This is a genomic window from Vibrio sp. V15_P4S5T153, from assembly GCF_963874485.1.
In the GTDB taxonomy this organism is placed as follows: Bacteria; Pseudomonadota; Gammaproteobacteria; order Enterobacterales; family Vibrionaceae; genus Vibrio; species Vibrio anguillarum.
Map to the genome: position 1 here is coordinate 329,627 of NZ_CAWNHR010000019.1, position 11,772 is coordinate 341,398.

7 protein-coding genes are annotated in these 11,772 nt (G+C 49.3%); 2 read left to right on the top strand and 5 right to left on the bottom strand.

The features are described from left to right. Positions 1-23: 23 nt before the first annotated feature. The 3 genes from acs to AACT42_RS20110 all read right to left on the bottom strand — a co-directional run bounded on the left by acs (position 24) and on the right by AACT42_RS20110 (position 4,587). Complete coding sequence (gene acs, locus AACT42_RS20100; protein ID WP_026027881.1) at positions 24-1,973, bottom strand: acetate--CoA ligase; 1,950 nt, start codon at positions 1,971-1,973, stop codon at positions 24-26. A gap of 141 nt (positions 1,974-2,114) precedes the next feature. Further along, positions 2,115-2,747: a 3'-5' exonuclease gene (locus AACT42_RS20105; RefSeq protein WP_026027882.1), complete on the bottom strand. Its 633-nt coding sequence runs from the start codon at positions 2,745-2,747 to the stop codon at positions 2,115-2,117. Positions 2,748-2,760: 13 nt separating this feature from the next. Beyond that, positions 2,761-4,587: a DUF294 nucleotidyltransferase-like domain-containing protein gene (locus tag AACT42_RS20110; protein WP_094133275.1), complete on the bottom strand. Its 1,827-nt coding sequence runs from the start codon at positions 4,585-4,587 to the stop codon at positions 2,761-2,763. A 202-nt stretch (positions 4,588-4,789) separates the two neighbouring features. Here AACT42_RS20110 and AACT42_RS20115 point away from each other — a divergent pair, with 202 nt between their 5' ends. Then, positions 4,790-5,980 carry a 3-phenylpropionate MFS transporter gene (locus AACT42_RS20115; protein WP_094133274.1) on the top strand — a complete coding sequence of 397 codons (1,191 nt, stop codon included), beginning with the start codon at positions 4,790-4,792 and terminating at the stop codon, positions 5,978-5,980. A gap of 86 nt (positions 5,981-6,066) precedes the next feature. Next, complete coding sequence (locus AACT42_RS20120) at positions 6,067-9,501, top strand: PAS domain-containing hybrid sensor histidine kinase/response regulator (RefSeq protein ID WP_094133273.1); 3,435 nt, start codon at positions 6,067-6,069, stop codon at positions 9,499-9,501. Positions 9,502-9,598: 97 nt separating this feature from the next. Here AACT42_RS20120 and AACT42_RS20125 read toward each other — a convergent pair whose 3' ends face one another. Together AACT42_RS20125 and AACT42_RS20130 are read right to left on the bottom strand one after the other, a co-directional pair. After that, positions 9,599-11,302, bottom strand: coding sequence for a sodium:solute symporter family protein (locus AACT42_RS20125; protein WP_013855817.1), 1,704 nt, complete (start codon positions 11,300-11,302; stop codon positions 9,599-9,601). A gap of 12 nt (positions 11,303-11,314) precedes the next feature. Continuing rightward, on the bottom strand, positions 11,315-11,581 hold the full coding sequence (locus AACT42_RS20130) for a DUF4212 domain-containing protein (RefSeq protein ID WP_013855818.1): 267 nt from the start codon (positions 11,579-11,581) through the stop codon (positions 11,315-11,317). Positions 11,582-11,772 lie beyond the last annotated feature (191 nt).

The following is an 11,772-nucleotide window of genomic DNA, read 5'->3' on the forward strand; positions in this document are numbered from 1 at the left end:
CGCGGCAGGTAGAATCGTTAGCGTTAAGACAATTCTGCTTTTTCGGCGATCAATTTATCCACTACGCTAGGATCGGCCAGTGTCGAGGTATCGCCCAAATTGCTGGTGTCGCCGGTGGCGATTTTACGCAAAATACGGCGCATGATTTTGCCAGAACGGGTTTTGGGCAGTGAATCGGTCCAGTGCAGTACATCGGGCGTTGCAATTGGGCCAATCTCTTTTCGTACCCAATCTTTGACCTCTTTGTGCAACTCGGCACTGGGGTAGACGCCATCATTTAAGGTGATGTAAGCATAAATGGCTTGGCCTTTAATATCGTGTGGTACGCCGACAATTGCCGCTTCTGCAATTTTATCAAAAGCAACCAAAGCTGATTCAATTTCCGCAGTGCCCATACGGTGGCCAGAAACGTTTAACACGTCATCCACACGGCCCGTTATCCAGTAGTAGCCATCCTCATCACGGCGTGCGCCATCGCTGGTGAAATACATGCCTTTGAAGGTTGAGAAATAGGTTTGTTCAAAACGGTCATGATCGCCATAAACGGTGCGCATTTGGCCCGGCCATGAATCTAAAATAACCAAGTTACCTTCGGCAGCTCCTTCAATGATGTTGCCCATGTTATCAACCAAGGCTGGTTGCACGCCAAAGAATGGCCGTGTGGCCGAACCCGGTTTAAGTGCCGTCGCGCCCGGCAGTGGCGTAATTAAAATGCCACCTGTTTCGGTTTGCCACCATGTGTCGACAATCGGTGATTTCTCGTTGCCGATGGTTTTGTAGTACCACTCCCACGCTTCTGGGTTAATTGGTTCTCCCACCGAACCCATAATGCGCAAACTGGTGCGTGACGTCTCTTTGACGGCTTCATTGCCTTTCGCCATCAAGGCGCGAATAGCGGTCGGCGCAGTGTAAAGAATGTTGACTTGGTGTTTATCCACCACTTGACTCATGCGGTTGGTGTCTGGGTAGTTGGGGACCCCTTCAAACAGAACGGTTTTTGCACCATTGGCCAAAGGACCGTAAACCAAGTAGGTGTGGCCAGTGATCCAGCCCACATCGGCGGTACACCAAAACACTTCGCCCGGCTGATAGTCAAACACATATTTGAAGGTCATCGCCGCGTAAACAAGGTAGCCACCAGTTGTGTGCAGCACACCTTTGGGTTTACCCGTTGAACCAGAGGTGTAGAGGATGAAGAGGGGATCTTCCGCTTTCATGGCTTCGGCTGGGCAGTGGTCGGAAGCTTTTGCGGTCGCTTCATGCCACCACACATCACGATGTTCGTGCCAGTCAATTTGGCCACCAGTGCGTTTAAACACGATGACTTTGCTGATGTTTTTCACTTCAGGGTGAGTCAAGGCTTCATCGACGTTTTTCTTCAAGGGCACAGCGCGACCGCCACGTACACCTTCGTCGGCAGTGATGACTATTTTGGAATCGGAATCAATGATGCGACCGGAAAGGGCTTCCGGTGAAAAGCCACCAAACACCACAGTATGCACTGCGCCTATTCGAGTACAAGCGAGCATCGCAACGGCTGCTTCTGGCACCATTGGCATGTAAAGACAGACCACATCTCCTTTGCGAACTCCTTGATCTTTTAACACATTAGAAAAGCGACACACTTGTTGATGGAGTTCTTTAAAGGTGAGGGTTTTATCGTCAGCCGGATCGTCACCTTCCCAGATAATCGCCACTTCATCACCACGAGTGGCAAGGTGGCGATCGATGCAGTTAGCGGAGACGTTTAATGTGCCGTCTTCAAACCAGCGAATATCTACATGGCCAGTATCAAACGAGGTTTGTTTCACTTGAGTGAAAGGCTTAATCCAATCCACAATCTTGCCGTGTTCACTCCAGAAGCCTTCTGGGTCGGTCACTGATTGTTGGTACATCGCTAGGTAAGTGTCATTATCCGCATGTGTTTTGGCTTTGATGTTCTCTTTTACCGGATAAACGTGGGCTTCACTCATTGCTTTTCTCCTTGTGAATTCGAACAATTTCCCTGTTAATTGGCGATCAAATTGCGCTGAAAGGAAAATCTGTATGTGGGTAACTGTCAGTCAGAGTGCGATTTTCTACAATTAGACTTTAGGATGAGTGTGGGGTAAGTGCTAGCGCGAGTAAGGTGCAACAAAGGGAGGTAGATCACCTTTGGTCAAGCGCACAAACACTAATGCCGCGGCGATGGCATCTTGCAGCGCGTCGTGTTTATCCTGCATCGGCAAGTCGAGATGGCGACAAATCGCCTCTAAGCTGAGGTCGATGTACGCGTTCGGCAGCATTCTCTCTAACTGATCATGATAGATCTGACTTACTTCGATGAGGGCATTAGGCAGTGGAAAGCCTAAATGTCGCCGACAAGCGAGGTCGAGGATTTTTTTGTCATAGCGAATGTGGTAGCCCACTAAAGGTCGGTTGCCGATAAAGTCTAATAGGTGAGTGATGGCCTCTTGCTCGTCGATGCCATCGACCAGATCTTGATGGCGAATTTTGTGGATTTTGACTGAACCCGAGTCGAGCGATTGTGGCGCGCTCAAACGCACTTCAAATGGCTGGCTGGTTAAAATGCGGTTGTCGATAATTTTGGTGGCGGCAATCGTCACTAACTCGGCGCGATTCGGGTCAAGGCTGGTGGTTTCGCAATCGAGCGATACATATTCCCCTTGCATCGGCGTTGCAAACAGCGGCTGATAAGGCGAGTCTTTTAGTTTGTGAAACCAATAATGGCGTGTAAACCAATTCAATTTTCAGACTCCACTATTCGCGAATTTGATAGTGATAGCCAAGCCACTGCTTGAATTTTTTCACCACGTGTAAACTGTGCCTGAGTAGGTCACGCTCGGTTCGGTCGAGCTGTTTTAAATCGAGTTTATTGGTGCTGTGTTGATTGCTCAGTTGCTGAGCTAAGCGCAATTTAAAGAACTGTTTGAGCGCTTCACTGAGATTATCGGCGGTTTCTTTTTCCAAAACCCGTTGCTCTACTAGCGCCTCGATGCGCTCAAAGGTGTTGTTTTGTTGAACTTGATGTTCAAGGCTTAGGGCGCGAATGCCATGCACAATCGGGAAAATGCCACCTTGTTTAATATCTAAGCCAGATTTGGAGTGTTTTACGGTGCCAAACAGCGTGAGTGGCACAGAAAAACTCAGCGCGGGGCGAGTAAACTCCATCAAAATCAATTCTTGGTCGGCCATTAAATGGCTCAAGTGCTGTTTAATAGGGGCCAATAAGTGTTTGTTGCCCGCAACTGCGTGTGCGTCGGCCATGATCGCAATATCCATCACTTGCTCGGGTTTGGCCGCTTTCACCCATTGGCTAAGCGTGGTTTTCCACTCAGTTTGGCTTTTAACCCATTTCGGATTATTGACCATCACATTGCCCGGACAAAGCGGATAGCCGAGCTGCTGTAAGGTGTGGGTGAGCGTGTCCATGACCACCCCCATTTGATGCCACTGCAAGCCATCTTTGATGATCAGCGCGTTATCCTGGTCGGTTTTGAGGATCTGCTCTCCACGGCCTTCGGAGCCGAGTACGATCAAGCAGCAGTGATCATGCAGCGCGGGTGGCACAACCAAATGAAAGGCTTTTTCGATGATCTGTTCATTGACTGCTGAAATCAGCTCCATAATAAAACGAGTGCGAATGCCATTGTTGATTAGGCTTTCAACCAGTTGCCGCTGTTTGTTGGATGCGAGAGCTAACTCTTCCACGCAGTTGGCGCGAGCAATACTTAATGTCAGCACGTGAGAATGAGTGGAGAAAGCACTGAGAATTTGTGTCATGTCCAGCATGCCAACCGCTTGATGGCCATCACACACCATCACTCGTTTTATGCGGTTGCGCGTCATGGCGATCATCGCATTAAACAGAAAGTCGCCATCGTTGATGTGCAGCACAGGAAAGGTAGCAATTACCCCAACAGGGGTATCGAGCGGGTGGTTATCGAGCATGACGGAATGCAGCATATTGGTGCGCGTGACGATAGCATAGGGGTACGCACTGGGGTTTTCGATTAAGCGTTGATCATGCTCAGCAAGACGAACTAAGGCCGCATCAACTCCGTTATCGCGTAATTGCTGGGTCACTTGGTTGAGCGGTTGATCTGGGTTTAAAATCATCGGTGGATGGTAAATCGAGTCATCAACCTTAGTTAAAATAAATTCGGCTAAATTCTTCTGCTGATGTGCCACATCAAGCAGAGCTTGGCGTTTGGCAAGGTTATTGTCGAAGTAGGCGGCGAACTGGCCGTTGTCGTTATACAGTTCGAGAAAGACGGCTTTCGGCAGCAGATAGCTTAAGGTATCTTCCAGCGCCACGTACTGATGCTTGGCTTTTTCTTCAAACAGTGCGCGTACATCAAACATGTCATCGTTGGCGTAGTGAGCAAAAATCTCTTTGCCATCTGGCGAGCGTTCTTCGACCGCGCCTTTGATCAGTACGTGCAGATACACGCTGGCTCTGTCACTGGCCTGCAGCAGATCGTTGCTACGAAAATACGCCACATCCAAGGATGAGCGAAGTCGCTGTTGCTGCGGCAATGTTAAGCGGTCAAAGGGCGGTGACTGCATGTTGAATTTGTCAGGCATAACGATCGTCACTCAGAAGAAATTCCTATCTAAGTGTGACAAAAATCGCCACTACCTCCAGACGACTTTGGTCTAATGAGTGATATGACCCGCAAGGTTGTGAATAAGGAAACAGATTTGTCAGTAAACTTCCCTTTTTAGAAGCCTAAACTGCCTGCATAATACGGCGGTTTTCTCTCCCTCATTTTGTTCAGGATGAATCATGCTTAACCCCTCTCCATATGGTTGGATATCGCAGTACTTTATTGGTTTCTTCTTTGCGTATGGCGTCTATTTGCCATTTTGGGCGCTGTGGTTTGAAAACCAAGGCGTATCAGCAACCGATATCGGCGTATTAATCGGTATGGGCTTTGCTACGCGTTGCGTCGCTAATTTAGTGATTACGCCGCGTATCCATAAGGCCGAGCTTCTTCTACCAGCACTGCGTTGGTTAAGTTTGGCGGCGTTTTTATTTATTGGTTTTCACTTCTTTACTGGCGGCAGTTTCTGGCTGATGGCGTTAGCCACTGTGTTGTTTAACCTTTGCTGTGGCCCCGTGGTGCCGCTATCCGATGCGATGGCTAACTATTATGCGCGCTTAAAAATGCTCGATTATGGTCGCACCCGCTTATGGGGATCGGTGGCTTTTATCGCTGGTTCTACCGTGGTTGGCGTACTTGTGGCACGTTATGGTTCTGACATGATCCTCTACACCGCCTTGGCTGGGGTATTTGTTTCGCTACTGATTAGCTTGCGCAATCCTAACCCAATGCCCGTGACGGTTGGTGATGCACATGCCGTCCGGCCGAAACTGACGCAGTTATTGCGTGAGTGGCCAGTGATAAAATTCTTGATTTTAGCGGCGCTGATCCAAGGCAGTCACGCGGCGTATTACAGTTTTAGTTCGATTCACTGGAAAGCGGCGGGGCATTCGGAAGAGCTAATCGGTTATTTATGGAGCCTTGGGGTTGCCGCTGAAGTCGCGGTATTTGCGCTCAGCAAACGCCTTTTTTCAGGGTGGTCACTACGCACATTATTTGTTGCCGCGTCGATCGGGGTTGTGGTGCGCTGGGGGCTTATGGCATCGACCACCGCGCTGCTTGCGTTGGGGACGATTCAACTGCTGCATGGGGTGACGTTTGCGATGGCGCATATAGCGGCGATTCAATACATTCAGCACGCACCGCAAAGCAAAATGGTGGCTATGCAAGCGCTGTATAACGCCATTCCACTTGGGGCATTTATTGCGTTGATGACTACCTTGAGTGGCTGGGGTTATGAACGCTGGGGCGCGAATGTATTTTGGGCGATGGCGGCAATGGGCATTTTGGCGCTGTTGATTAAAGTCGAACCCACATCATCCAATGAGTCAGGTACTGAGGTAATGAAAGCGGCGCCTGAAGCACAGAATTAACCTTAACTGATTGAGATTAAAAATTATCCTTAGTTAAATGAAGCCTCTTCTTTGAAGAGGCTTTTTTGAACCGATAAGGATATCAAATGCAAGGATGGATCGTCGTTCCCGTTTCGCTCGCTTACTTAGGCGTGCTGTTTCTCGTCGCTTGGTATGGTGATAGGCAAAGCCAATGGCTGGCGAAATGGCGACCGTGGATCTACAGCTTATCGATCGCGGTCTATTGCACCTCTTGGACTTTTTACGGCACTGTGGGTCAAGCGGCTAGCAACCCTTGGTCATTTCTGCCTATCTACATTGCGCCTATTTTAGTGTTTACCCTTGGCTGGCGTATGTTGGCGCGGCTGATTTTGATTGCGAAGCGCGAACATATTACCTCCATCGCCGATTTTATTGCTGCTCGCTACGGAAAATCGCAAGGATTAGCGGTAACCGTAACTTTGATTGCCGTGGTGGGCATTTTACCTTACATCGCCTTGCAACTGCGCGGCATCACTATGGGGCTTGAGATTGTCGCCCCCAACCTCGCTACGCAATTTGGTTATCAGAATTATCACGTCTCGTGGTTTGTGGTCGCGGCTTTAGCGCTATTTACTATGCTGTTTGGTACACGGCATATTGATAACACCGAGCACCACCGCGGCATGATGATGGCGATTGCGTTTGAATCGATTGTTAAATTGGTCGCTTTTTTAACCGTGGGCGGTTTCATCATTTATCTGGCTTCAAGCCGTGAAACGGTTGATCTAAGTGCGATTGCCCAGCAGACGTATCAAGCGCCCAACTGGCCAACGCTGTTGATCCACACCGTATTAACCATGATGGCGATCATCTGCTTACCGCGTCAGTTTCATACCATGGTGGTAGAAAATGAACGCGCGCAAGATCTACACACGGCGCGCTGGTTATTTCCTCTTTACCTGACTTTGATGGGGTTATTTGTTCTACCTATTGCATGGGTTGGGCAAAGTTTGCTAAGCGGCAGCCCTGCCGATACTTATGTACTCAGCGTGCCTATGTCGGTGGGCGCCGAGCATATCGCGCTACTGGCGTTTTTAGGCGGCACATCTGCGGCCAGCGGCATGGTGATTGTCTCGACCATCGCATTGGCTATCATGGTTTCTAATGATTTGGTGATGCCGCTTCTGCTGCGCCGCATGCGTTTAACTCAGCGCAACTACCGTCATTTATCAGGGTTGTTGCTCAACATCCGTCGCGGGTTGATTCTATTGCTGCTGCTTGGCGCTTGGGGTTTTTATCAGGCGTTGGATGCGATTGGTTCTTTATCGGCGATCGGTTTTCTCTCATTTGCGGCGATTACCCAATTTGCCCCTTCATTGATTGGTGGCATGTACTGGCGTGAAGGCAACCGCAAAGGCGTTTATGTTGGATTGGCGGTTGGTTTTACCTTATGGCTAGTAACCTTAATGAGCCAAACCGACCTGCTGGCGGGCGATGCACAAACTAACGTTCTGTTATGGATGATCACCCCGCCGGATTGGTTGGTGCAGATGGGACTGAAAAACTCAGATTGGGGCATGATGCTCAGTGTTGCTCTTAACACATTCTGCTACGTTGTTGTCTCTATGGTGACTCGTCCGAGTTTGAGTGAGCGTTTACAATCGGCCTCTTTTGTCGGTACGCCGCTGCCTGAGAGTGAGAATCTCAGCTTGTATCAAAGCCGCGTGACAGTGGCTGAGCTTGAAATGTTGGCCGCTCGTTTTGTGGGGCGCACTCGTGTTCGCACTGCCTTTCGACAATATTGGAGCCAGCAGAGAGAGACGTTACTACCTAACCAACAAGCGCCATCTACCTTAATCCGTCATACAGAAAGAGTGCTGGCGGGGGTGTTTGGTGCTTCTTCAGCCAAATTGGTGCTCACTTCCGCGCTGCAAGGACGCAACATGCAGCTTGAGGAAGTGGCGACCATTGTTGATGAAGCATCCGAGCTGTACGACTTTAGTCGCGGCTTATTGCAAGGGGCCATTGAGCATATTGGTCAAGGAATTACCGTCGTCGATAAAAAGCTACGGCTGGTGGCGTGGAATCAACGCTATCTCGAACTGTTTGAGTTTCCCGCTGGGCTGATTCAAGTGGGGCGGCCGATTGCGGATGTGATACGGCACAACGCGCAACACGGATTATGCGGCCCTGGTGACCCTGAGGATCACGTGCGGCGGCGGGTGTATCACCTTGAGCAAGGAACCAGACACACCTCGGCGCGTATTCGTCCTGATGGACGAGTTATTGAAGTGCAAGGAAACCCGATGCCGGGCGGCGGGTTTGTGATGAGCTTTAGCGACATCACCGTTTTTCGCGAAGCGGAGCAGGCATTAAAAGAGGCCAATGAAACCTTGGAAGAGCGCGTGCACCAACGAACCCTAGAGCTTGAAACCCTCAACAAACGCTTGGTGGCGGCAACTCAAAAATCAGACCAAGAATCGCAATCAAAATCGCGCTTTTTGGCCGCTGTCAGCCACGATTTAATGCAGCCGTTGAACGCTGCGCGCCTGTTTGCCTCTTCGCTCTCGGAGGTGGCCAAAGAGACGGAAGTGAAAACGTTGGCGGGTTATATAGAGAGTGCTCTGGGCGCGGCTGAAGATCTGATTGGTGATTTGCTGGATATTTCACGTTTAGAGTCCGGCAAGCTCGATGTGCATTCTCATAGCTTTGCTATTAATGATGTATTTTCGAATCTTAACGCTGAATTTAGCGCCTTAGCTAAGCAGCAAGGGATTGATTTTAAAGTGATCCCATCCTCGCTCTATGTGATGTCTGACCCTAAATTATTACGTCGCGTGGTACAAAACTTTCTCACTAACGCGTTTCGCTACAACCCTAAAGGTAAAGTGGTGCTGGGTGTACGCCGAGTGCGAGATCAGGTCAGGATTGATGTTTGGGATAATGGCATTGGTATCGAGCAAGATAAGCAGCAAGAAATCTTCGAAGAGTTTAACCGTGGTAGTCAAGTCCGTTCTGACCAAGGTTTGGGGCTCGGTTTAGCGATTTCAAAAGGCATTGCATATGTGCTGGGTCATGAAATTTCGATGCGCTCTTGGCATGGAAAAGGCAGCGTGTTTTCGCTCTCTTTGACGCGAGCTGAAGCTGTCAAACAGGCTCCGACCCTGGCGATAGAGCAAGGTATCCCATCTGATCTCAATCATCTGCGCGTACTGTGTGTGGACAACGAAGCTGATATTTTAGTCGGCATGAACGATCTGCTCGCAAGGTGGGGGTGTGATGTCAAAGTAGCAGCGGACTTACTGCAAAGCCTGAAAGCATTAGAAAACAATTGGTTGCCTGATGTTATTTTGTCGGATTACCGCTTAGATAATGGTCGCACTGGTTTAGAAGTGTTGCAGCAGTGCCGCTTGCGGCTTGGAGATAGCTTTGAAGGGGTCATCATCAGCGCTGATCGCACTGAAGAGATGATGGATGCGATTAAATCCAATGGCTTTAGCTTTATTCCCAAACCAATAAAACCACTCAAACTGCGCGCGCTGTTGAATCGAGTCAATTAAGCATGCAGCATAAAGCCGATGCGTGGGCATCGGCTTTATGGTTGTTATCACACTTCACTGCGGAGCGAACATCGAGCATGACGCTCGCAGGTGAAGATTAGTGGTCGTGAGCTTGCCCCGCGCCTTTCGGGAAGCGGATTGACTCCACCATTTCTTGCACTTCGGTTGGAACTTCTGCGGTAAATTTATTCACCACAATCGATACCACGAAGTTCAAACACATACCTAACGTACCAATGCCTTCAGGGCTGATACCAAACAACCAGTTATCTGGCGTGCTGGCTGCCGGGTTAATGAATTTGAAGTAGATGATGTAGGTTGCAGTAAAGATAATCCCTGCGACCATGCCCGCGATCGCGCCTTCTTTATTCATCTTCTTGTAGAAGATTCCCAAAATAATGGCCGGGAAGAAGGAGGCGGCTGCCAAGCCGAAGGCAAACGCCACCACCTGAGCCACAAAACCCGGTGGGTTAATGCCTAGGTAACCAGCACCCACAATCGCAATGATGGCGGCTAAGCGTGCGGCTAACAGCTCTTGTTTATCGGTCATGTTTGGTTTGAAGCCTTTCTTCAATAAGTCGTGAGAAATTGACGTCGAGATAACCAATAAAAGACCTGCAGCTGTCGAAAGCGCAGCAGCTAAACCCCCAGCTGCGAGCAAGCCAACCACCCAGTTTGGCAGTTTTGCCAGTTCAGGAGACGCCAATACGATGATGTCACGGTTAATGTTCATCTCGTTGCGCTCATCGCCAGAGTAGAACATACGACCGTCGTTGTTCTTATCTTTCCAGCTTACAAGGCCAGTATTCTCCCAGTTCTTAAACCAAGTAGGCGCGTCTGTTGCGGGTACGCCTTGCATGTCTGGGCCATTAATGGTCTCAATCATGTTCACGCGAGCAAAAGCGGCAACACCTGGCGCCGTGGTGTATAGCAAAGAGATGAACAGCAATGCCCAACCCGCTGAGATACGCGCATCACGCACTTTAGGCACAGTGAAGAAGCGAATAATGACGTGAGGAAGACCAGCAGTACCCACCATCAAGGCTGCGCAGATAAAGAACACGTCAACCGTGCTCTTGTTGCCTTCGGTATAAGCGGTGAAGCCGAGCTCTTGAGTTAAGCCATCGAGTTTATCGAGTAGGTAAACATCGGTACCGGTAATGGTTGAGCCCATACCAATTTGTGGCAGAGGGTTACCTGTCATCATGATCGAGGTGAAAATGGCGGGAACAAGGAAGGCGAAAATGAGCACGCAGAACTGTGCAACTTGCGTATAAGTGATGCCTTTCATGCCACCGAGTACCGCATAGAAGAACACGATCCCCATACCGATGACGATACCAACGTTAATATCCACTTCGAGGAAACGAGAGAATACCACGCCGACGCCGCGCATTTGCCCCGCAACATAAGTAAACGAGATAAAGATGGCGCAAAATACCGCCACCATGCGCGCGGTTTTTGAGTAGTATCGCTCACCGATAAAATCTGGCACGGTGAACTGGCCAAATTTACGCAAGTAAGGTGCAAGGCAAAGTGCCAATAACACATAGCCGCCTGTCCAGCCCATCAAGTACACGGTACCATCATAGCCAATGAACGAGATGATACCCGCCATTGAGATAAATGAAGCGGCTGACATCCAGTCCGCTGCGGTTGCCATGCCGTTGGCAACAGGGTGAACACCACCGCCAGCAACATAGAATTCACTGGTCGATCCTGCACGGGCCCAAATGGCAATGCCGATATAGAGTGCAAACGTAATACCGACCAGAATAAACGTCCAAGTTTGAATATCCATTTCGTAAACCTCTTAGTCTTCCTGCACGTTGTATTTCTTGTCGAGCGCATTCATGCGCACAACGTAAATAAAGATCAAGGCGACAAAGGTATAGATGGACCCTTGTTGTGCGAACCAGAACCCTAGTTTGAACCCGCCTAAATGAATCGTATTAAGTGCGTCGACGAAAAGAACGCCTGCACCATATGATACCAAGAACCACACTGCCAGCAGTGAGCCCATAATTCCCAAGTTTTCTTTCCAGTAGGCTTGAGCATGTTCGGTTGATTGGAACGCCATGACCTTCTCCTTCGGTTTGCATATCGTGGTGTTAATTTAATGTTACGAAATTAAGATAGCAGTGAAAGGGTGGTGGGTCTGTGCAACTTTAGTCGGGAGGTTGTTTTTTCCAATTCATTGTAACTAAATGAAATGCCTCAATTTAGAAGGTCTTTCTTATGTTGAATAAATGTTAAATTAGCCAAAAGTAT